The following is a 21,788-nucleotide window of genomic DNA, read 5'->3' as shown; positions in this document are numbered from 1 at the left end:
AGATCAAGATCAAAAGAGAAATTAGTATAAACCTATTTAGTGAAGTGTTTTAGGCAGAAAATTGTAGGCTAGGGTAGGGGCTCTTGTGTTGTGCCAGGTAACTTTTCTTTCCAGCATGTAATGTGCGAAAATATAGGTATGATTAAGTATGTAAATAATTCTTGACCGATCGTTCTCAAAATGCTAATATTAATTGTATAAAGGAGGGAACTTGATGGGACGAAGCAGAGAATTTGATGAAAATGTAGTTCTTCAGAAAGCTATGGAATTATTTTGGAAGCAAGGCTACGAAAAGACATCTTTAAATGATTTAGTAGAGCATATGGGAATACATCGTAGAAGTTTATATGATACCTTCGGTGATAAACACACATTATTCTTAAGAACTGTAGATTTTTATGCAGAATTAATAAAAAATAAAATGCAGGCTGGAATTTCACATGCAGAAACAGCAAAACAAGCTATAAAATTTATATTTGATTTTACAATCCAAGGATATGAAGATAAACAATGGGGTTGCTTAATTGTAAATTCAGCAACAGAGATGGCTCTTAGGGATAAAGAGATAGAAGAAAAAATTGAAAAGATATTTATGCAAACAGAACAACTACTTGCTGATCTTGTTCGAAAAGGCATGGAGACAGGTGAATTTTCTTGCAAGTATGATCCAGAAGTTTTATCAGAAATACTTCAAAATACATTGCTTGGAATTCGTGTGCAGTTAAGAATGTCAGCGAGCAAAGAAAAATTACATCGTATAGCAGATTTTTTTATGGATTTATTAAATAGCTAATTCTTTTATGCTAATTAGAATGAACGTTCTCAAAACTGTTTATGTTCCGCTGAGCCCTTTTGCATATTAGAAGAGTATAGACACTATTCAAACCAATAATATAAGAAATTTAGTGAATAAAGAAAAGTGAATAATATTGTAGATTTTTTGAATACATAATTTTTTTAGATCAATTAGAATGATTGTTCTCAAAAAGATACTAAGCATGGCTAAAGGAGGTGATAATGAGAGTGATACATTTGTGGAAAAGTAATGGACATGAGTTAAAATGAAAAATTAATGGAAAGAAGCAAGTTTTGGAAAAATTTTTTAACATGTATTATAAATTAAATAAAAATTAAGTGTATTCGTATCATTATGCGAGTGCAAAAATTAATAAGGAGTGAATAAAAATGAGCTTAATAACTGTAAGTAAAGAAAAATGTATAAAATGTGGAATGTGCGTGGTGGAATGTCCAACAGGAGTATTAAAACTAGAAGCGGATGGCCCAAAAGAAGTCAATCCTAATGCATGCATAGAATGTGGTCATTGTGTGGCTGTATGTCCAAAAGAGGCTATAGATAATAAGAAATCTCCATTAGCTATGCAAAGTGAGATAGGAGAAATCAAAAGGCTAAATCCAGAAGAAGTAAAGAATTTTATTAGATCACGAAGATCTATTCGTTCATATAAGAATATACCAGTTGAAAGAGAAAAGTTATTGGAACTTGTTGATGTTGCACATTTGGCCCCAACAGCAAGTAATTCACAAGGTATATCATATCTAATAGTAGACGATAAAAAAACAATTGAATTAGCAGTTGAGGAATGCATTAATTGGTTTGAAAATAATGAAACTTTGAGCAAGGTATTAGCAGGAATGATTAGTGGCTACAAGAATACTAAAGTTGACACTATCTTAAGAGATGCACCTAGTATAATTATAACTTTGGCTGATGAAGATTTTCGTAATGGTAGAGAAAATTCAATTCTTTCATTATCGTATCTTGAATTGTATGCTCCATCTCTTGGACTTGGATCATGTTGGGCAGGAGTATTTGAAATTTGTGCTCGTGGTGATAATTCACCAATGTACAGGATTTTTAACATTCCAGAGAAAAAGAAAATAACAGGAGTTGTAATGGTAGGATATCCTAAACATAGCTTTAAAAGATTTACAGAAAGACAACCGCTATCAGCTTCCTTTTTTGAAAACTAAATTATTAAATAGACCAAATAAGTGAAATTAGTTTTATTTCCTTTGGTTATATTTGTCATTATTCAAAAAGGATAAAAGAGCAATAACAAATTTGTTATTGCTCTTTTATATCAAGTTTGTTTGTTGAAATAATCTTTAATGCTCATAACTATAAATTAAATTATACAAGCTGAGAAGTAAGTTCTTCTATAATAGAAGGATTGAAAGGTCTGTCAATAAGAGCTGTACCTTTAGTTAAAACAACATTTCTTTCACTAAAGCTTTCCTTATCTTCTCTATATAGAATTCCAGTTGGAATCTTATCTCCAAACTCCATAGCTTTTTCTAGTGCAGCAAGTTTATTGCTAGGGTCGTAATTTTCATCTAAAGAATAAACTCTATTTTTATAGAAGGAGAAAGTGTTAATATGATTAAAAGTTACGCAAGGTTGAAAAATATCCACCATAGCATATCCTTTATAAGAAATTGCTTCCTTCATAATTGAAACAAGCTGATCCATATCTCCACTAAAGGCTCTGGCAACAAAGCCTGCTCCAAGTGTTATAGCTAAAGCTACAGGATTTAATGGGGCATTGATATTTCCAGTAGTTTGAGCCCCAGTTACTAGACCTATTCCAGAAGTAGGAGAGGCTTGACCTTTTGTAAGACCATATATTTGGTTATCATGAACAAAATGAGTTATATTGGTGTTCCTTCTTATATTATGGATAAAATGATTTCCACCTTCTCCATAGGTATCACCATCACCAGAATCTACTATAACTGTTAGCTTATCATTTGCCATTTTAGCAGCAACTGCAGCAGGTATTGCTCTACCGTGTAAACCACAGAAACTATTAGCACTTATATATTGAGGCAACTTAGCGGCTTGGCCAATTCCTGCAACCATTAAAACTTCATAAGGGTCCTTTCCTAATTCAGTTAACGCTCTTTTTAAACTTTCTAATATATTAAAATTACCACAGCCTGGGCACCAAGCTGTTTCGTAAGTATGAAATTGTTCACTCATATCCTAAACCTCCTTTATAATTCTATCTACAATTTCATTTGCAGATATTTGTCTACCATCATATTTCAAAATTTTATAATCGCAGTTTATTCCTGTTTGTTCTCTTATAAGATCCGCTAATTGACCAGTAGCATTTTGTTCTATATCAATAATTTTTTTAGCCACTTTAGCCTTTTCATTAAGTTTTTTTTGAGGTAATGGATACACATCTCCAAATAAAAGGGCTCCAAAACTGCCAACATTTCTTCCATTTAACAATTTTACTGCTTCCTTTATAACACCATAGGTAGATCCCCAGCCTAGAAGCAAATTATCACAATTTTCATCACCAAAAAATTCTGGCTCTTCTAAATCAAGTTTTAAATTACTAAGTTTTCTCATACGCTTATCCATCATTTCATTTCTTACTTCTGCAGATTCAGTAATCTTACCCATTTCATCATGTTCATCACTATCTGCTGTTACAAAGTTTTTTGTTTTTCCTGGAATAAGTCTTGGAGATACACCATCTTCAGTTATTTTATATCTTAAATATTCTCCATCTTTTATATTTACTTCAGCAGGTTTATAAACTTTAACTCTATTTAAATCGAAAGGCTTAACAGAAGCTATACCATCACCTAAGTATTGGTCACTTAAGAGTATTACTGGAATTTGGTATTTCTCTGCCATGTTGAAAGCCCTAATAGTCTGATAAAATGCATCTTCAATCGTACGTATTGCTATAACCATTCTTGGAAATTCACCTTGTGATGCAGAAATGACAAACTTAAGATCGCTTTGTTCTGTTCTAGTTGGAAGTCCAGTAGTGGGGCCTGGTCTTTGAACATCAACGACTACTAAAGGTATTTCGGCCATACCAGATAGTCCAAGGGCCTCAACCTTTAAGCAAAATCCTCCTCCAGAAGTTCCGGTCATAGCTCTTGCGCCTGCAAAAGAAGCTCCTATAGCCATATTTATTGCTGCGATTTCATCCTCTGCTTGCTCAACTAGCACATCTGCTTTTTGTGAAATCGATGCGAGATATTCTAGAATTGATGTAGAAGGAGACATAGGATAAGCGGAATAGAATTTTAATCCTGCAGCTATAGCTCCTAAAGCTAAAGAAGTATTACCGTTTAATATCAAATAATCTGAGAAGCTCCCAGGTTGAGAGCTAAATTTAGATTCTACACTATCGTAACCTATCAAAGCAGCTTTAATATTAACTTCTAAAAATCTTTCTTTTACTGATGATTTTAGAGATTCTTCTATATTTGTATTTTCAATTCCAAAAAGCTTTATAGCTGCACCAACAGCAATGGTACCAGTAACCTTAGGATTTCCAAGTTCTTTAGCTATTTTCTTCATAGGAACTTTTATAGCTCTATCATCATTAATATCAAAATCAGAGTCACCCAATATAAAACCATTTTCCTTTAGCTTATCTTTATGAAGTTCAGCAGTATCTTCGTTTAATGCAATAATTCCATCAACTTCATAAGTATGGGAAAGTACTTCTTCATTTCCGAATCGTATAAGTGAAAAATTATGACCGCCTCTTACTCTAGACATCAAATCTTTTACAGTAAAAACACTATATCCTGACTTTTTTAACAATTTTTCAAGTATGGAAGCAGTGGTATCAACGCCTTGACCTGCAGCGCCTCCAATAAGAATATTATAATTCATAATAAAAACCTCCTTATTTATTTATTAATTTATCTAAAATAATGTTATTATTTATATTCTTAAATTTATAATTATTATTAATTGATAATAATTATCGTTATATTAATATTAGCACTTATTTCTATTGTTGTAAAGAAAGTGTTTTGTTAGTTAATGGATAAGTAGGTGATATATTACCAGTAAAATATATTTGAGAACTTACTGAAAATGACCAACTTTTATGAAATTAATAATGATTAATGGAAACAGGTTATTTGCTTGGAACTGGACTAATTTATGTTGAAGAAGAGTATGAGAAATTTGAGATAGCATATAATTTGGGTAAAAAAGCATGGGGCTTTGGCTACACAACAGAAGCAATGTAGGAAGTTATAAAATTTGATAAAGAAGATTTAGGGATAAAAGAAATAATGGGGAGATATGCAGAAGAAAATCCTGCTTCTGGTAAAATATTGGACAAGTTAGGATTTTTATATATTAGGAACATACCATATGAATGTAATGGTGGAGAAAACTTATACGAGGGTAAAGAGTATATTTTGAAGTTATAGAAAATGAATAGAACTCACCGAATGAGTTCTATTCATAATATCCTTCATTATTAACACTATTATTTAATATAGCCTAAAAAATAAAAGCATTGAAAAAAATTTAAAATTCATATATGATGTAACTATACTAAAATATAAACATGAAAAGAATATAAATGTAAAGGTGATGTAAATATGCGCAAAGAGGTAGTTTTTAACTAAACTAACTGAATAAGGATTATTTTAAAAAGTATATGAAAAAAAGCTTGAATGACTCAAGTTTTATTTGTGTACTCTAAAAATAATCGGTATTATAATGAGCATGTTACATCTTTATCTGCATAGTAGGAAGCCGTGTTCTAGACACGGTATTTTTATGCCTATTTTTGCTACATTTATAGATATGTTATGAGATTTTAATTTATATAGTTTACCTTAGTCATAAGTTATATGAATTAAAGTTGTATATTTCATGTTTGTATTTAGGTTATATGATTATAAGGCTGTAAATGAATTATTATGTTCATTTGCGGCCTTTTTTATTTATTTTTAAGGAGAATGTTATGATAATTTATATATTTAAAATTGAAGATTGCAAAAGAAAGACAAATTTTTTAAGAAATACTAGGATGGTGATTATTAATGGTTAATAAACTTTCAGCATATAAAATTTATTTATTATTTTCAGCTATTACTGCAATGTGTTTTTCATTGACAGCAACAGTTATGATAGTGTATCACATTGAAAATGTTCATTTAAATCCACTTCAGCTTATACTTGTTGGAACTACTTTAGAAACGGCATGTTTTATATTTGAAATTCCAACAGGTATAGTTGCAGATGTTTATAGTCGTAAACTATCCATTATTATAGGTGTAGTTTTGACAGGACTAGGCTTTATTTTAGAAGGATCTATTTCAAGTTTTGTTTTTGTACTAGCAGCACAGATTGTATGGGGATTAGGCGCTACTTTTATTAGCGGATCTCTTGAAGCATGGATTGCGGAAGAAGAAAAAGTTATGGATTTGGATCGAATTTATATGAAGGGAGCACAAGTAGGACAAATAGCTTCAGTTATTGGAATAGTACTAAGTACTATAATAGCTAATTTTTCTATAAGACTGCCTATTATAATTAGTGGTGTTGTATTTATGATTTTTTCAGTATTTTTAGGAATAAACATGCCTGAAAATAATTTTAAGCCAGCTGCTCCGGATGATTTAAATACATTTAAAAAGATGGGGTATACTTTTAAGTCTGGCCTTAAATTTACAAAAAGTAAATCTATAATTATGATTTTACTTTCTGTAACTTTGTTTTATGGATTGTCTAGCGAAGGGTATGATAGACTTTCTAATGCACATTTTCTGCAAGATACTATGCTTCCTAAGCTTTGGAATCTTAATCCAGTAACTTGGTTTGGGATTTTTGGAATTGCAGGAATGCTATTAAGTGCTATAGTTATGCATTTTATGTCAAAGAGGCTTGATGATAATAAGAAGCATAATGGAAAGCTTCTACTAGGTATAAATATATTTTATATATTATTTATGTTTATATTTGCTATTACGAAAAATTTTAACTTAATGTTAATAGCTTATTTAGCAACTAATACTTTTAGGGCTACAAATGAGCCTATATTCAGCGCATGGCTTAATGGACATATAGATGATAAGGCTAGAGCTACTGTCCTTTCTATGAATGGACAAATAAATTCTTTAGGTCAAATTTTAGGTGGACCAATTATAGGAATTATAGCTACAAATATTTCAGTAAGTGTTGGTATAGCATGTACTTCGTTATTAGTAACGCCAGTATTAGCGCTTTATATTGTTTCTATGAGAATGGATAAAAAGGTGGCTGATAGAGTAGGAGGTGGCGATTATGAAGAAAATAATTAATATAGGAATAGTTGCACACGTAGATGCTGGGAAAACAACTATAACAGAAAATCTATTATATTGTAGTGGAGCTATAAAATCAGTTGGAAGAGTTGATTTAGGGAATACACAGACAGACTCCATGGAGCTTGAACGCAAAAGAGGAATTACTATTAAATCGTCGACCGCATCTTTCACTTGGAATGATGTTAAAGTAAATATTGTTGATACACCAGGTCATGTAGATTTTATTTCAGAAGTTGAACGTTCATTAAGCATTTTAGATGGGGCAATAATAGTTATATCAGGAGTAGAAGGGATTCAATCGCAAACAAGAATACTATTTAATACCTTAAAGCAGTTAAACATTCCAACAATAATTTTTATAAATAAATTAGATAGAGTTGGAGCAAATTCTAATAAAGTACTAGAAGAGATAAAGAAGAATATGTCCAATAAAGTAGTTAAATTACAAGAAGCATATGATGAAGGAAGTAAAGATGTTTATATAAAAAATCTATCTGATTCAGGTATGATAAATGACAATGTTATTGATGTTTTATCAGACTTAGATGAAGGTTTTCTGGAAAAATATATTAGTGGTATGGAAATTAAAAAAGAAGAATTACATGAAAAGTTTGTATCATATGCAAAAGAAGGAGGTTTATATCCAGTATTTTGTGGTGCAGCAGCGATTGGCCTTGGAATTGAAGATTTATTAGATGGTATTTGCAGTTATTTTCCATGCGCAAATGGTGATTCTGAAGATGATTTATCTGGAGTGGTATTTAAAATCGAGAGGACAAATACCAACGAGAAGAAGGTTTATGTAAGATTATTTAAAGGAAAAATATCTGTAAGAGATAAAATTCAAATTCCTAATAAGGAGGCAGCAGAAAAGGTAAAGAAAATTAATAGCTTAGAAGACGGGAAAGTTCTTGAGGTGCAGAGGATAGAAGCAGGGGATATAGGTATTTTATATGGACTTGCAAGTTTCAAAGTTGGGGATATAATTGGAATTTCAAATAATAAAGTTAAAAAGATATCTATGGCTAAACCAACATTAAAAACAACTATTTCTGCAATAGATAAAGAAAAAAATACTGAGTTATTTAGGGCGCTAACATTTCTTTCAGAGGAAGACCCGTTATTACAATTAGAAATGAACGATTTAGATAAAGAAATTCATGTTAATTTATTTGGTGAAGTTCAAATGGAAATACTGAGTTCTATAATAGATGATTTCTATGGAATAAAAGTAGAATTTTCAAATGTTCAGACCATTTATAAGGAAGCACCTAAAGGTGTTGGAACAGCAATAATGTATATGAATGACGAATTAAATCCTTTTTATGCAACAGTAGGCTTGAAAATAGAACCCTTGGGAAGAGGTGAAGGACTTAAGTATATTTCTAATGTTTCAGTAGGATCACTGCCAAAATCTTTTCAAAATGCAATTGAAGAGGCAGTTATTAAGACTAGCAAACAAGGGCTGTTTGGATGGGAAGTTACGGATGCAAAAGTTACACTTACCTGTGGTGAATTTTTTAGTCCAGTAAGTACTCCAGCAGATTTTAGGAATGTAACACCTATGATATTTATGGAAGCATTATTTGAAGCACAAACTGTTTTATTAGAACCATTACACGAGTTTGAATTAAGGATTCCTCAAAATGTTTTAAGTAAAGCTATTTGGGATTTGGAAACTATGAGGGCAACTTTTGATAATCCTGTTGTTATAGAGGATGAATTTTCAATAAAAGGACTAATTCCAGTAGAAAATTCAAAAGAATATAAAATGAAAATAGCTTCATATACACAAGGTAAGGGGATGTTTATAACAAAAATTTATGGATATAAGGAAGTTCCAGCTGAATTTGCAAAGACACGTCAGAAAGTAACTTATGATCCATTGAATAAAAAAGAGTATCTCCTTCATAAATTAAACACAATTAGAGATTAAATTTAAATGATAACTTAAATTTTTATATAAGATTTAAGTATAAGAGTATAGAAGTCTTAAATGATTATTACAAATAAATGAAATTAGTTATTAAGTAAATTGGATTATGTTAAAATATAACGAACTAAATTAGAATAAAAAAAATATATGTTGCAAAAATAATTCTTCATAATAATTATAAAAGAATTGTAAGGATTTTAGCCGCAATTGTGTATTGTGAATTGCAACATATATATTAATAATCTTGTGAAAAATGAATATTTAGAGAGATAAAAGCTTTGAATATTCATTTTCTACTTCAAGGAGGTAATTATGAATAAACGGAAACGAATCAAAACATTCTTTTTATACGGTGTTTTCATTTGCTACATACTTTTATTAATTAAAATATTGTTTTTATCAAGAATCTCTAATTTTGAGCATAGGTCAATCAATCTCATTCCTTTTTATAGTATAAAGGGATATCTATTTAGTAGCTCTGCCTCTATAAAAAAATTCGCTTTTGGTAATGTAGTTGGAAATATAGTTATCTTTATTCCTCTTGGTGCATATTTGTTATTATTCAAAAATGATAAAAGAGTAATAATAAATTTGTTGTTTGTATTTATAGTAAGTTTGTTTGTTGAAATCATTCAGGGGATTTTTGGCATTGGGGCATCAGACATTGATGACATAATTCTAAATTGTATGGGTGGATTCATTGGCATTTTAGGATATAAGTTTTTCTTATTTATATTACCAGATGAGAAAAAAGTACATACTGCAATTGCAATACTATCTGTTATTGCATTACCCCGTATATTATTTTATTTATTCATAATGAAAATGAGATTCTAGATATCGTTATTAGATATTCAATAATATGCTCTATAAAAAAGAAACCCAGGAATTAACACAATCTGTAACATATATATGTTGCAAAAATAATTATTCATCATAATTCTGAAAATATTGCAAGAATTTTAGTCGTAATTGTAAATTGTGAAATGTGCATTGTGAATTGCAACATATATAACATTCTTATATTGTTAAGAAGATATATTCTTAACAATATTTATTCTTCAGAATACTAGAATATATATTCTGATATTCTGAAGAATATGCTTGTATAATGCGGGTTTGAAGGCGTGGAATTAAAAAAGTTATTGTGAATTTGCTTTTGTGATATGAAAACAGATTTTTATATTGAGAGAGAAAAAATTTTGAGTAGATAATAAAATTGTGGAGTTCATGGTGGAATTATTAATGAGGAAATCAAGATGTAATCTATAAAGAGATAAACCTTTGGCGAAAGAATAGATGCTCTGGATAATTAGAAGCCTTGTCTATGATTATAGATTGGATTGTTTTATATTTAGAAGAAAGTATTATAGGAATGTCTGCAATAGGTAATTTAATGTAACTAAATAAAATTTTTAATTTATAAAGAAAGCTTAGGATAATGAAGGGTGAACCGTATCATAAGTAAATGAGGTTTATAGCCTTAGGCATTGATGCAGATAGCTTGCCTAAGGCTATTTTTATAGGTGAAAATACTGTATCATAAGCAATAGTATATTTGCAAAATATGTTATAATACAATTAGAAACAAATTTGAGGAATAGGCAAAAAACAATTTGTAGTGAGGATTATTTATATATTGGTAGTTAGTTAAGGTGAGGGAATATTATGTTTAAAATTGGAGAGTTTTCAAAATTGACTCAGGTTTCAATTAGAATGTTAAGATATTATGATGAAATCGGAATATTAAAACCTGCAAATGTTGATTTGTTTACAGGATATAGAATGTATTCTGCTGAACAGATATCAGTGCTTCAAAAAGTAATCTTATTGAGAGATACAAAATTTTCAACAGCAGAAATAAAAGAAATTATATTAGGCCATAAAGAATTAAATATAGTGGATGAATTACAAAAAAAGAAAATGCAGATTAATAAAGGGATAGATATTGAAAAACAGAGAATAGAAAAAATAAATAATGCAATAAATGAAATTGGAAAAAAGAATTTTGAAATACATTGTAGTATAAGTTTTAAGAAAGTGGACAAGATACTGATGCTATCTACTAGAGATATAATTCCAACTTATTTTCATGAGAAAGTTTTATGGAATAGGCTATGTGATTTTATTAATAAAGAAAAAATTTCTATAAAGCAGGATATGTACAATAATGTTGCAATGTATCATGATATTGAACATAAAGATGAAAATGTTGATGTTGAAGTCGGGATTATTGTAGATAAATTAGGAGAAAACAAAGACAAGTTTATATATAGAGAAATAGAGGAAGTAGAGAAAATGGCATATGCAATGGTTTATGGGAAATATGAAAATTTAGCAAAGGTATATGAAATGCTTGCATATTATCTTGAAAGTTATAATGAACAAATGGCAGAAAGTCCTTCTAGACAGATATGTCATATAGGTGAAAATGACACTAACAATCCAGATGAATATCTTACTGAAATACAGATTCCATTAAAATAAAATTGTTGACTCTCACATCATGTGAGGGTCTATTATTTTTATGTAAGATAAATATCTAGGAGGTAAATATTATGCAATTAAAAGAAATTGGTAAAATTAATGTGGAAAGAGAAGGGATGTTTATTCAAATCAATAAAGAGTATGTAAAAGGGCTTCAGGGATTAGAAGAGTTTTCTCACATTGACGTACTTTGGTGGTTTGATAAATGTGATAATAATGAAAGTAGAGCAGCTATTGAAGTAAATAAACCTTATAAAAAAGCTCCTGAAAAGTTAGGAGTATTTTCAACTAGGTCACCTCAAAGGCCGAATCCAATAGCATTATCCATAGCTGAAATAACACATATTGATTATGATAATAGCAGAATCTATATTACTTATATTGATGCAATGAACAATAGCAGTATTTTAGATATAAAGCCTTATACTCCAAGTATAGATAGGGTAGAAAAACCTAAAGTGCCTAAGTGGTGTGGTCATTGGCCATTATCTTATGAAGAGTCTGGTGATTTTGATTGGGAAAATGAATTTTTGTTTTAAGTGCTATGTAGAATATATATAGTGGAATAGAATAGAAGTACCTCATTTACAATAGTTACGGTGAAGCGTACCATAAGTAAATGAGGTTTTTATGAAAATTATTTTAGGAGAACCAATGATGGTAGCAGCTCCTAAATTAAGTAATAAAAAAGAGAAAATCTGCTCTTTTTTATTTGCTCCTCTATGTTGTAGATGCTATAGTGTATGGGTTAAATTTATATTTTACAATTAATCGAAATATATGTCGCTAAATTCAATTGATGCAGCTTGGATAACCCGTTCGTCGTAGCTTATAAACTGGCTACTTGCATTACAAAAGCTTTTTTCTTCAAACGCACCTGGTTCTTCTATAGGTAAAAGAACCGTGAATGTGCTTCCTTGTCCTGGTTCGCTGTCTAAAAGTATTTCTCCCCCCATTACTTTTATTAAAAGATTTACAAGGTACAAGCCTAAACCAGTACCTTCTGCCCTTCGAGAGAGACTTGTATCAGCTTGTCCAAAACGTTCAAAGATAACTCTTTGCTTATCAATGGGTATGCCTATTCCTTCATCCTTTACACTCACACCAATAAACTCTTTGTTTTTATGATTTGTAATCGAAAGAGACACATGTACATCCTTACCATTTGGTGTAAACTTTAAGGCGTTTGACAATAGGTTTAATATTATACGTTCAAATTTCTCGTCGTCCACATAAATTTCCTTCTTTATCAAGCTTGACATAAAATTTAGGTTGATCTGCTTTTGTCTTGCGAATATTTCTATTGAGCTTACGATGGATTTTGTAATAGAAACTATATCTCTAATATTATTATTCAGCTTAATATGTCCAGAATTATATCGTGTAATGTCAAGAAGATTATTCACTAGTCGTAATTGTCTATTTGTATTCACTTTTATAATATTTAAGTATCTACCTAATCTTTCTGATATGCTATCTTTCAGCACTGCTTCTATTGTCTGAAGGGCCGAGCTAATAACAGCAATTGGTGTTTTGAATTCATGGGAAATAAGATAGAGGAATTCATCCTTTAACTTCATTGCAGCTTCAATGGTTTCCCTTTTTTCCTTCTCTGCTCTCCAAAGACTTTCTTCGTATTGTCTTTGGTCAATTAAATCAGCGGCTTGACGAGCAAGAACATCAAGAAGTCTCAATTCACGATCTAATGGCTCATGAGGTTTTTTCCAGTGAGTAGAGAACATTCCTAGCATTTTACCACTTCGGGAAATTAGAGGAGTTGACTGGGCAGAATGAATGCCAACTTCCAAAAATGTCTTAAGGTCTTCACTACCTTTTAGCAAATCTGACTCTTCCATATTAGACACAACGATTCGGTGTCCCCTTCGTAAGGCTTCTGCGCAAGTAGTACAGGCGGTTTTGCCGTCTACCCATTCCCAAAATTTTGCATCTTCTGGGTCAAATCCTCGAAGGGCTATAATTCTAAGCCTGCCAACGCCGCCTTCTTCAGTATGCAATTCTTGCAGGGTTGAGTAATCCGAGTGCATTATTTGCATTGCAGCAGCAATAATTCTTTCATATAGTAATTGAATATCTCCACCAGAAACAAGCTCCATGCTTATACTTTGTAAAAGTTTGGCATCTTCAAGCTCTGATTCAAGCTGTGCCTGGCTTTCTAAAAGAGTGTTCATATGGAACCTGCATTCCATATGATCCATTTCAATAGAATTAGGAAGGTTTTTTTCTTTCAATTGCAATTCTAGTTCATTATTCCTCTTCTTTAACTTGACCAATTCAAGCATAAGATTCTCTTTACTACAATCCTCAACTATCATTACTTCATCCCCCTCGTAAAAAAGATGTCAGATATAATCTATGTATTTTAGTTCGACCAATTATTCTATAATCCACTTAAACTAACTTTCATCTGAGCTTATTAATGCATTACGCTTTTTTATGTAATAAATGTCAACTATTAAAAATAATTCGAGTAACGTGAGAACTTATTACATTATACACTGAATTTACCAATGGTGCCATAACTTTTATAAGTTGGATATTGGCTCAATGTTTTTTAAAACTAATTTATGTATTTAAAGTAACTTATATCGGACTAATAGCGTTGTCACTTGAAGTTAGGTTTGTGTATATACAAGTTGCAAAAGACGGAAATAAGCAGATTTGTCCTTTGATGGAGGTACTGATTCAAGTCAATTATTTTGGTGGAGAGATTATAATGAGGTAAAGCACAATAGGATTGAAAATTATGAAGTGGGAAAATTTGAAAATCTATTAAATTCATTGGGTTCATTATATTTTATGGAATTATATCTTGTGAGAAAGATAGGAAGAAACACTAATGATAGAGATGTTCCTAATAGTATTTCAAAGTTATTTGAAATAAAAAATTGGGAAACAAAAGATACTGTAGTAGGATATGATACTTATACTATGAATAATGATGATATTAACGAATTAAAAGAAATCTGTAAAGTACAGATATAGTTGTTATCACTTATTACTGATACGGTGAAATGTATCATAAGTAAAAGATAGCATGTAAAAAAGAAATATTATAAATATAAAAATAATTATAAGAAATAAATATTGACACTTGCAACTCTAATTGTTAAACTATAAATAGTTAGAATTCTAAGTGAAGTTTAGGAGGGATTTGAATGACTAATTCTGGATACTCTATAGAAACACCATATTCAGAAGTAATTAGAAGTATTGCGATAAAAATGAAACTCAGTTCTGATGAAAAAGTAAAAAAGTTAGGATTGAATTCTCAACAAGGACGTATGATTGGTTATATTTATGAACACCAAGACAGTGGTATTATTCAAAAAGATTTGGCAAAAGTCTTTCAACGTACAGAAGCAAGTATTACAAGTATGCTGCAAGGATTAGAGAAAAAAGGATATATTGAAAGAAGAATTCCTAAAGAAAATGAGAGACAAAAATATATATATGTACTGCCTAAAGGTGCTGAACTCATAGAAGATTTTAATAAATTGGTAGCTGAGGCAGAGGAAAATATTATTGCAAACTTGACGGAACAAGAGAAGGAAACTTTGTTAGCTTTGTTATTGAAAGTAGATAGAAATCTATAAGTTATTAATATAATAACTTATAACTAAAAACTTAGAATTCTAAGAATACGAATTCTAATAATACTTATTATGGAGGATGAAATTATGAAACAAAAATTTTCAAACGAATATTATTTAGAAAGTGCACCGATTACTAAGGCAATTGCACATTTATCTATTCCTATGATGATCGGTATGTCAGTAGGTACAATATATAACGTTATTAATGCTTTTTTTATTGGACTATTAAACAATACAGATATGTTAACTTCTATCACTTTAGGACTACCAATCTTCACTATACTAATGGCTTTTGGAAATATGTTAGGGGCTGGAGGCGGAACATTTATAACTCGTCTTATTGCTAAACAAGATAAAGAGAAAGCTAAGAAGATAGCTGGATATTCTTTTTATAGCAGTATTATCATAGGAATTTTGCTTGGAATAATTTCTATAATAGCACTTAATCCTATTGTTAAGATTTTGGGGGCAGATACTTCCGCTATTATTAATTATACAAAAAGTTATTCTTTAACTATGTTTATTGGTGGTTTTGCAATTATAATGAACTTCGCATTGGAGCAAGTTGTGAGAGCAGAAGGAGCATCAAAAGAATCAATGTTCGGAATGGTTGTAAGTACAATTTTTGGTCTTATATTTGACCCATTATTTATACTAGTATTTAAATTTAATGTTATTGGAGTAGCAGTATCAATGATTTTAGCTAATATAGCTTCATCAATTTATTATATTTACTACTTGGAAACAAAAAGTGAGAATTTAAAAGGATTTATTAAGAATTTTAATATTTCCCTTAAAGATAAAATAGAGATATATAAAGTTGGAGTTTCTGAATTGTTCCTAGCTGGTTTTCTAATTATTACAACTCTTCTTTTGAATAATTATTCAATTAGATATGGAGAAAGTGTGGTAGCTAGTTTTGGTATTGCCTTGAGACTTGTACAAGTACCAGAATTTCTTGCAATGGGACTCGCATTAGGAATCATCCCTTTAATTGCATATAATTTTTCTAATGAAAACTTTAAGAGATTAAAAGACAGTATAAAACAATCAGCTTTATGGATTTTAGGATTGTCAGGCGGATTTGTTACTTTAGTTTTTATTTTTAGAAATGTAATTATTCGTCTGTTTTCTAATGATTCAGCAGTATTAAGTGTCGGAGTTTATATCATGGCAGCCATGCTTATTTCCGCACTTTTCAATGGATTTACTACATTATTTACAGGAATTTTTCAAGCATCAGGTCAAGGAATACCATCAACAATTATGGGAATTACACAAGGAATTCTTTTTATTCCTGTCATAATAGTATTGAATAATTTCTATGGATTGCATGGTGTTATATGGTCTATGACCATTACAGAAATAATTACCTTTTTAACTGGAGCAATACTATATATTATTTTTAATAATAAAATAAAAAATAATCAAGTAGTAGCAAACTAGGATTAATTAAATAAATTAGTTTTTTTGCCTATCAGTTGCTCTAAATATATATAAGATAAACAGCTCATTAGCATATGAGCTGTTTATTATGCTGTATAAGGAATTTTATGGTATAATATTTAATAATACGCTGAATTATTGAATTAGTTTATAGTGTTAATTTATTGATTAAACGCATATATAAACATACGTGGAATAAATAAGATAAAACGGTGGAAGGCGAAATATATGAAATCTATTTTTGATTTTTTAATAAGAAAATTTGTTAAAGACCACAAAAATGTAAATTCCCAATCAGTAAGGCAATCTTACGGGACTCTTGGAGGAAATGTCGGGATAATAATAAATTCTTCTATTCTTATTCTAGAAATTGTTATTGGTTTATTTCTAAACAGTATAGCCATTACGGCAGATGCTTTTCATAATCTAACAGATGCATTATCTTCGTTAGTTACAATATTTAGTTTTAAACTTGCAAATCGTCCGGCAGATGATAAGCATCCTTTTGGTTATGGAAGAATAGAGTATATAACTGCGCTTTTATTTTCTGGTGCCATACTTGTAGTAGGATTTGAATTTCTAAGAAGCTCATTTTTGCGTGTTTTACATCCTGTAACTATACCTTTTGATAAAGTAAGTTTTATTTGCATGCTGTGTGCAATACCATTGCAAATTTTTCTTAACAGGTTTACAAATTATATAGGTAATGTTATTGATTCGTCTGCACTCAAAGCATCAGCATTAGAATCATTTACTGATATATTAGTTCTATCTATGGTTACATTTTCTTTGCTTATTACAAAGTTTACAACCTTTCCCATTGATGGATATATAGGATTAATTGTATCTCTCTTTATTCTCCATTCAGGTATAGGACTTGGAAGAGAAATGCTTGGTACTATAATTGGGAAAGCACCAGAAAAGGAATTTGTAGAAGAACTAAAAAGCAGCGTAATAAGTTATAAATATATATGCGGAGTACATGATCTTGTAATTCATAATTATGGTCCAGGTAGATATATGGCTTCTTTGCATGCTGAGGTTCCAAGTAATATATCTATTATGGAACTGCATGATGTTATAGATAAGGCTGAGAAGGAAATTGGTAAACGAATGAATGTATATCTTTCAATTCATATGGACCCAATTAACACAGACAGCCCTGAGATTACAGCCTTAAAAGAAGAAGTTTATGAAAAGATTAAAGTAATAAAGGGCGTAGTATCTATGCATGATTTTAGAGTTGTTGGAAAAAGTGAAGAAAAAACCATATTATTTGATGTGGTATTGGACAAGACTAGTTTTAAAGATAGCGAAAAAAAGGAACTACAAGCTCAAATACAAGATGTGATATATGGTATTAATCCTTCTTATAGGAGTATCATTACTTTCGATAGAGAGTTTTACTAAATGATATATAAAATAAATGCTATAGATAGCCTTAAACATTGATATAAAATGTTTAAGGCTATTTATAATTCTTTGGAGACGATGCTTCTACTCCTCAATGGAGATTATATCGACATACTTTTTATAGAAAATTACCTACTCCATTAAAAAGAGCACATAAGTGAGTATTTCTTGAAATATGACTTCTGATGCTGACGTTATGTGTATCAATTTATTGTTATACATATTAAAAGTATTTTGGCAAATAATAATTTTATTATAATTTAGTTAAAACTTAAGGGAGTAGATAGTTATTATGAATATACAGTATGTGCAGGGAGATTGTTTCTTTAGAAGAATTAATAAACTTAAAAAACAATATGAGTATCTAACAGAAGATATTAATACAGAGGTTATAATAGTTGGAGGGGGAGTCACTGGAGCAATCTTAGGGTATTATTTTACTAAAAATAATATTGATGCTGTTATTCTAGAGAAATCAAGAATAGCCCATGGCAGTACTAGCATAACTACTTCACTTCTTCAATATGAACTCGATAGTAAGGCTATGGAATTAAAAGCCTATACATCTATAGATAATGTTATAAAGTCATATAAATTAGGAATAAAAGCATTGAATGAAATAGAGAAATTTATAAATGAGTATGGAAATACATGCGACTTTAAGAAAACTGATAGTTTCTTGTATACAGATAAAAAGATTGAGATAAAGGAAATTGAGCAGGAATATAAGATTAGATATGAGTCTGGATTTCCGGTAGAATTTATTGATGAAACTAATAATCCTTTTTCTTTTGATGTAAAGGCTGGAGTACTTAGCAAAGGTGGAGGAGCGCAATTTGATCCATATAAATTTACTCATGCACTACTTGATTCAAGTTGTGAAAAAGGATTAAGAGTATATGAAAACTCAGAAGTAACATGTATTAATTACACTGAAAATGAAGTTATATCAGAAACCGTGTATGGGCATAAAGTTAGAGGTAAAATTTTATTAGTAGCAACAGGATATAATACTGAACTTTTTACAAAAAGAGCATTTGGAATCAAAACCACAGCATTCAATATAGCAACAAAACCAATAGAAAACCTTAGAGAAATCTATAAGGATGTAGTAATTAGAGATAATGAGGTTCCATACAATTATTTTAGGACTACTAATGACAATCGGATAATAATTGGAGGAAAAGATATAAATTTTATGCCAGACATATTTAATGAGAAATTATGTGAAAAACAATATGATAAATTGGAACAAAGACTTAAAAATTTATTTCCGGACTTGAATATAGAAATAGATTATAGGTATTGTGGAGCATTTGCATCAACACAAGATAATTTAGGCTTTTTAGGAAAGGACCCAAACAATAAAAAATTATGGTATTGCTTAGGTTATGGAGCAAATGGTATTTTATTTGCTATACTGGGTGGAATTATGCTTAGTCAATTGTATTTAGGAACTGCTTCTGAAGATTTGAAACTTTTTCAGATTAATAGATTTGATTAATGTATATCTTTCAATATAAGGCGCCTATGATAATAACTTAGACTATTTTATATCTGGAAAAAAGAATTATAAGAACTATATAGTCAGAAATTTATATGACTATACAAACTTTTTAATCAGTAAAAAGAGTTTAGAATAATAAAGAGTGAATTATATTATAAGTAAATAAGATTTATAGTCTGAGGTATGTATATGACTTGCTTCGGACTATTTTTATAGGTAAAAATACCGTATCATAAGTAATGTGAAATTAGTATATAACAATTAATAGTTAGCAGAATTTAGCGTATATGTTTTAATAATATCTTCTTGAAAAATTGTAAATAGCTAATCTTAGTAGAAGAAATAATGGTTAGACATTGAATATTTGATCTATTGTAATTTTTATGAAGAATTGCAATGCATTTACATATGAACTGTTTTATAACTTATTATATGTTTATAGAAGAATAGTTTCAAATATAAATATGTACTATTAAAACTGTTTTATAGTACATATATAAATATTTAGAGGAAGTAAGAGGTTTAAACGGAGCAAGTTTTATTACTATATCAAGTTATTTTCACGTTTTTCATCATAAAATTTTTTTCTTTCTTCGTTAATAATTTGGACTGAGTCAGGAGATGAATATCTTTCTATTTTAAAATGAATAAGGTCTAAATTTTCATTGAGTTCATTTATTTGGTTTAAAATTACTTCTTGATGTTCTAAAAGTAATTCTTTTCGTGAATCTATGGTGCTAGTACCTTCCATGCAGAAATCAATATACTTTTTTATATCCTTAAGTTGCATGCCAGTATTCTTTAGACAGCAAATTGTTCTAAACAGACCTACATCTGATTCAGTAAAAACTCTGTTTCCTGACTTGTTTCTCATGACAAATGGTAGAAGTCCTTCTTTATCATAAAAACGAATTGTATATATAGAAATTCCAAACATTTTTGATATATCTTTTATTGTATAAGTCAATTTTAAAATCCCCCTTAAAATTTATTAAAAAAAGCTTGACCTAGAGATATCTCTAGGTATTAACATGAGTATAAATCATAGGAAATTAAATTTCAAGTAACTTATACCTTCTTGGATTAACATTAAAACTGATGACTAATACTATCTTTGAAATATAAGTAGCAGTATAAATAATGAGATATTAATTTCTAAATGGTTAATAAATATTTAAAGGAGAGGTTTTTATGAACCCCAATAATAAAATTGCATTAGTTACAGGTGGAAGTCGTGGAATTGGCAGAAATTCTGCAATATCATTATCCAAAAAAGGAATAGATGTAATTATCACTTACAATAATCAAAAAGAAAAAGCAGATGAAGTTGTAAAAGAAATTGAAGCAAATGGTGGTAAAGCTGCTGCTATTCAGCTTGATGTAAGTAATATATCTTCATTTGATTCCTTTGCATCTAAGTTATCAGATGTTTTAAAGGATAAATGGAATAGAGAGCAGTTTGATTTTTTAATTAATAATGCTGGGATCTCAAATCACACTCCTATTTTAGAAGTTACAGAAGAGGAATTTGACAAAATAGTTAATATACACTTTAAAGGAGTTTTCTTTTTGACACAAAAACTAATTCCGCTTATTGCTGACAAAGGTGGAATTGTGAACACTTCAACAGGATTAACTCGCTTTACATTCCCAGGTTCTGGACTTTATGCTTCTGCAAAAGGTGCAGTAGAAGTTTTTTCTAGATATTTAGCTGTAGAATTAGGAGCTAGAGGTATAAGAGTGAATACTATAGCGCCTGGAGCTGTTAACACTGAATTTAGTGGAGATACTTATATTAAAAATCCAGGTTTGAAAGATATGATTGGCTCTTATGCTGCACTCGGAAGAATTGGAGAAGCTTCTGATATTGGAGGTGTTGTCGCTAGTCTATGCACGGATGAAATGGGATGGGTTACAGGTCAACGTATTGAAGCATCTGGCGGTACTTTAGTATAATTAAACCGTTGGTATCCGTTTCGCTAAATACTGATGAAAAGCTACAGATAATAATACTATGATTGGACTAAAGATTTTAGATAAAATGAGGAATATGCGTTGACTAATTTAAAAAGTAAAGTGGCGCTGGTAACCTTCCGACACTTGATATTACGGAAGAACAATTTGGCAAATAAACATACGGTAATATGTTTTAAAACAATATAGCATATAATTCTAGTTACTTAGGCAACTGGTATCACTATAATTTTATAATAGTTAAAAAATTAGTAGCTATCCATGTGCCATCATGGGGCTACTATTTTTTTGTTTGGAGTTC

General features: G+C 30.0%; 20 protein-coding genes. 16 read left to right on the top strand and 4 right to left on the bottom strand.

Annotated features, from left to right (window positions below):
• Positions 1 to 214 precede the first annotated feature (214 nt).
• Both L3B96_RS23270 and L3B96_RS23265 read left to right on the top strand, forming a co-directional pair.
• Positions 215 to 793 carry a TetR/AcrR family transcriptional regulator gene (locus tag L3B96_RS23270; protein ID WP_238899931.1) on the top strand — a complete coding sequence of 193 codons (579 nt, stop codon included), beginning with the start codon at positions 215 to 217 and terminating at the stop codon, positions 791 to 793.
• A 392-nt stretch (positions 794 to 1,185) separates the two neighbouring features.
• The gene (locus L3B96_RS23265; protein ID WP_238899932.1) at positions 1,186 to 1,992 is read left to right on the top strand and encodes a nitroreductase family protein; all 807 of its coding nucleotides are present in this window, start codon (positions 1,186 to 1,188) and stop codon (positions 1,990 to 1,992) included.
• A gap of 160 nt (positions 1,993 to 2,152) precedes the next feature.
• Here L3B96_RS23265 and L3B96_RS23260 read toward each other — a convergent pair whose 3' ends face one another.
• Both L3B96_RS23260 and L3B96_RS23255 read right to left on the bottom strand, forming a co-directional pair.
• Positions 2,153 to 3,001 (bottom strand): 2-oxoacid:ferredoxin oxidoreductase subunit beta, encoded by an 849-nt coding sequence (locus L3B96_RS23260; RefSeq protein WP_238948698.1) that lies wholly within the window; start codon positions 2,999 to 3,001, stop codon positions 2,153 to 2,155.
• Between the two features lie 3 nt (positions 3,002 to 3,004).
• Entirely contained in the window at positions 3,005 to 4,672 is a 1,668-nt protein-coding gene (locus tag L3B96_RS23255) for a 2-oxoacid:acceptor oxidoreductase subunit alpha (RefSeq protein WP_238899934.1), read from the bottom strand.
• 239 nt (positions 4,673 to 4,911) lie between these two features.
• On the opposite strand from L3B96_RS23255, the gene L3B96_RS23250 reads away from it, so the two are divergent.
• The 8 genes from L3B96_RS23250 to L3B96_RS23215 all read left to right on the top strand — a co-directional run bounded on the left by L3B96_RS23250 (position 4,912) and on the right by L3B96_RS23215 (position 12,304).
• A complete protein-coding gene (locus tag L3B96_RS23250) occupies positions 4,912 to 5,037 on the top strand; it encodes a GNAT family N-acetyltransferase (protein ID WP_143765762.1) in 126 nt (41 codons plus the stop codon).
• 45 nt (positions 5,038 to 5,082) lie between these two features.
• Positions 5,083 to 5,223 carry a hypothetical protein gene (locus L3B96_RS23245; protein WP_238899935.1) on the top strand — a complete coding sequence of 47 codons (141 nt, stop codon included), beginning with the start codon at positions 5,083 to 5,085 and terminating at the stop codon, positions 5,221 to 5,223.
• 621 nt (positions 5,224 to 5,844) lie between these two features.
• Positions 5,845 to 7,104 carry a tetracycline efflux MFS transporter TetA(P) gene (gene tetA(P), locus L3B96_RS23240; protein WP_238899936.1) on the top strand — a complete coding sequence of 420 codons (1,260 nt, stop codon included), beginning with the start codon at positions 5,845 to 5,847 and terminating at the stop codon, positions 7,102 to 7,104.
• Positions 7,088 to 9,046 carry a tetracycline resistance ribosomal protection protein gene (gene tet, locus L3B96_RS23235; RefSeq protein ID WP_238899937.1) on the top strand — a complete coding sequence of 653 codons (1,959 nt, stop codon included), beginning with the start codon at positions 7,088 to 7,090 and terminating at the stop codon, positions 9,044 to 9,046. The genes tetA(P) and tet overlap by 17 nt, the downstream gene beginning before the upstream one ends.
• 312 nt (positions 9,047 to 9,358) lie before the next feature.
• The gene (locus L3B96_RS23230) at positions 9,359 to 9,883 is read left to right on the top strand and encodes a VanZ family protein (protein ID WP_171787835.1); all 525 of its coding nucleotides are present in this window, start codon (positions 9,359 to 9,361) and stop codon (positions 9,881 to 9,883) included.
• 831 nt (positions 9,884 to 10,714) lie between these two features.
• The gene (locus L3B96_RS23225) at positions 10,715 to 11,533 is read left to right on the top strand and encodes a MerR family transcriptional regulator (protein ID WP_077829770.1); all 819 of its coding nucleotides are present in this window, start codon (positions 10,715 to 10,717) and stop codon (positions 11,531 to 11,533) included.
• Positions 11,534 to 11,604: 71 nt separating this feature from the next.
• Positions 11,605 to 12,072, top strand: coding sequence for a tRNA (N6-threonylcarbamoyladenosine(37)-N6)-methyltransferase TrmO (tsaA, locus tag L3B96_RS23220; protein WP_236896781.1), 468 nt, complete (start codon positions 11,605 to 11,607; stop codon positions 12,070 to 12,072).
• 91 nt (positions 12,073 to 12,163) lie between these two features.
• Positions 12,164 to 12,304 carry a hypothetical protein gene (locus L3B96_RS23215; RefSeq protein WP_238899938.1) on the top strand — a complete coding sequence of 47 codons (141 nt, stop codon included), beginning with the start codon at positions 12,164 to 12,166 and terminating at the stop codon, positions 12,302 to 12,304.
• On the opposite strand, the gene L3B96_RS23210 is transcribed toward L3B96_RS23215, so the two are convergent.
• Complete coding sequence (locus L3B96_RS23210; protein ID WP_238899939.1) at positions 12,301 to 13,866, bottom strand: GAF domain-containing sensor histidine kinase; 1,566 nt, start codon at positions 13,864 to 13,866, stop codon at positions 12,301 to 12,303. The genes L3B96_RS23215 and L3B96_RS23210 overlap by 4 nt on opposite strands.
• A gap of 346 nt (positions 13,867 to 14,212) precedes the next feature.
• On the opposite strand from L3B96_RS23210, the gene L3B96_RS23205 reads away from it, so the two are divergent.
• The 5 genes from L3B96_RS23205 to L3B96_RS23185 all read left to right on the top strand — a co-directional run bounded on the left by L3B96_RS23205 (position 14,213) and on the right by L3B96_RS23185 (position 19,510).
• On the top strand, positions 14,213 to 14,536 hold the full coding sequence (locus L3B96_RS23205) for a hypothetical protein (RefSeq protein WP_238899940.1): 324 nt from the start codon (positions 14,213 to 14,215) through the stop codon (positions 14,534 to 14,536).
• Positions 14,537 to 14,709: 173 nt separating this feature from the next.
• The gene (locus L3B96_RS23200; RefSeq protein ID WP_171787836.1) at positions 14,710 to 15,147 is read left to right on the top strand and encodes a MarR family transcriptional regulator; all 438 of its coding nucleotides are present in this window, start codon (positions 14,710 to 14,712) and stop codon (positions 15,145 to 15,147) included.
• An 84-nt stretch (positions 15,148 to 15,231) separates the two neighbouring features.
• Positions 15,232 to 16,593: an MATE family efflux transporter gene (locus L3B96_RS23195; RefSeq protein ID WP_238948697.1), complete on the top strand. Its 1,362-nt coding sequence runs from the start codon at positions 15,232 to 15,234 to the stop codon at positions 16,591 to 16,593.
• A 228-nt stretch (positions 16,594 to 16,821) separates the two neighbouring features.
• Positions 16,822 to 18,003 carry a cation diffusion facilitator family transporter gene (locus L3B96_RS23190; protein WP_238899941.1) on the top strand — a complete coding sequence of 394 codons (1,182 nt, stop codon included), beginning with the start codon at positions 16,822 to 16,824 and terminating at the stop codon, positions 18,001 to 18,003.
• 295 nt (positions 18,004 to 18,298) lie between these two features.
• On the top strand, positions 18,299 to 19,510 hold the full coding sequence (locus L3B96_RS23185) for an FAD-binding oxidoreductase (protein ID WP_238899942.1): 1,212 nt from the start codon (positions 18,299 to 18,301) through the stop codon (positions 19,508 to 19,510).
• A gap of 547 nt (positions 19,511 to 20,057) precedes the next feature.
• Here the strand turns inward: L3B96_RS23185 and L3B96_RS23180 are convergent.
• Positions 20,058 to 20,480: a MerR family transcriptional regulator gene (locus tag L3B96_RS23180; protein ID WP_238899943.1), complete on the bottom strand. Its 423-nt coding sequence runs from the start codon at positions 20,478 to 20,480 to the stop codon at positions 20,058 to 20,060.
• A 224-nt stretch (positions 20,481 to 20,704) separates the two neighbouring features.
• Here L3B96_RS23180 and L3B96_RS23175 point away from each other — a divergent pair, with 224 nt between their 5' ends.
• Positions 20,705 to 21,469, top strand: a complete 765-nt coding sequence (locus tag L3B96_RS23175; RefSeq protein WP_238899944.1) for an SDR family oxidoreductase — start codon at positions 20,705 to 20,707, stop codon at positions 21,467 to 21,469.
• The last annotated feature ends 319 nt before the right edge of the window (positions 21,470 to 21,788 follow it).

The sequence above is a fragment of the Clostridium sp. YIM B02569 genome, assembly GCF_022320765.1.
GTDB lineage: Bacteria > Bacillota > Clostridia > Clostridiales > Clostridiaceae > Clostridium > Clostridium beijerinckii.
The sequence above is the reverse complement of the archived record's forward strand: the minus strand, read 5'-3'. Positions and strand labels throughout refer to the sequence as shown.

What these genes read in the sequence shown, in the direction of transcription:
- L3B96_RS23225 (WP_077829770.1), top strand. Translation starts at nt 10,715, where the DNA reads ATGTTTAAAATTGGAGAGTTTTCAAAATTGACTCAGGTTTCAATTAGA.
- L3B96_RS23185 (WP_238899942.1), top strand. Translation starts at nt 18,299, where the DNA reads ATGAATATACAGTATGTGCAGGGAGATTGTTTCTTTAGAAGAATTAAT.
- L3B96_RS23245 (WP_238899935.1), top strand. Translation starts at nt 5,083, where the DNA reads ATGGGGAGATATGCAGAAGAAAATCCTGCTTCTGGTAAAATATTGGAC.
- L3B96_RS23255 (WP_238899934.1), bottom strand. Translation starts at nt 4,672, where the DNA reads ATGAATTATAATATTCTTATTGGAGGCGCTGCAGGTCAAGGCGTTGAT.
- L3B96_RS23175 (WP_238899944.1), top strand. Translation starts at nt 20,705, where the DNA reads ATGAACCCCAATAATAAAATTGCATTAGTTACAGGTGGAAGTCGTGGA.
- L3B96_RS23210 (WP_238899939.1), bottom strand. Translation starts at nt 13,866, where the DNA reads ATGATAGTTGAGGATTGTAGTAAAGAGAATCTTATGCTTGAATTGGTC.
- tsaA (WP_236896781.1), top strand. Translation starts at nt 11,605, where the DNA reads ATGCAATTAAAAGAAATTGGTAAAATTAATGTGGAAAGAGAAGGGATG.
- L3B96_RS23260 (WP_238948698.1), bottom strand. Translation starts at nt 3,001, where the DNA reads ATGAGTGAACAATTTCATACTTACGAAACAGCTTGGTGCCCAGGCTGT.
- L3B96_RS23265 (WP_238899932.1), top strand. Translation starts at nt 1,186, where the DNA reads ATGAGCTTAATAACTGTAAGTAAAGAAAAATGTATAAAATGTGGAATG.
- L3B96_RS23250 (WP_143765762.1), top strand. Translation starts at nt 4,912, where the DNA reads ATGGAAACAGGTTATTTGCTTGGAACTGGACTAATTTATGTTGAAGAA.
- L3B96_RS23200 (WP_171787836.1), top strand. Translation starts at nt 14,710, where the DNA reads ATGACTAATTCTGGATACTCTATAGAAACACCATATTCAGAAGTAATT.
- L3B96_RS23190 (WP_238899941.1), top strand. Translation starts at nt 16,822, where the DNA reads ATGAAATCTATTTTTGATTTTTTAATAAGAAAATTTGTTAAAGACCAC.
- L3B96_RS23215 (WP_238899938.1), top strand. Translation starts at nt 12,164, where the DNA reads ATGAAAATTATTTTAGGAGAACCAATGATGGTAGCAGCTCCTAAATTA.
- L3B96_RS23195 (WP_238948697.1), top strand. Translation starts at nt 15,232, where the DNA reads ATGAAACAAAAATTTTCAAACGAATATTATTTAGAAAGTGCACCGATT.
- tet (WP_238899937.1), top strand. Translation starts at nt 7,088, where the DNA reads ATGAAGAAAATAATTAATATAGGAATAGTTGCACACGTAGATGCTGGG.
- L3B96_RS23230 (WP_171787835.1), top strand. Translation starts at nt 9,359, where the DNA reads ATGAATAAACGGAAACGAATCAAAACATTCTTTTTATACGGTGTTTTC.
- L3B96_RS23270 (WP_238899931.1), top strand. Translation starts at nt 215, where the DNA reads ATGGGACGAAGCAGAGAATTTGATGAAAATGTAGTTCTTCAGAAAGCT.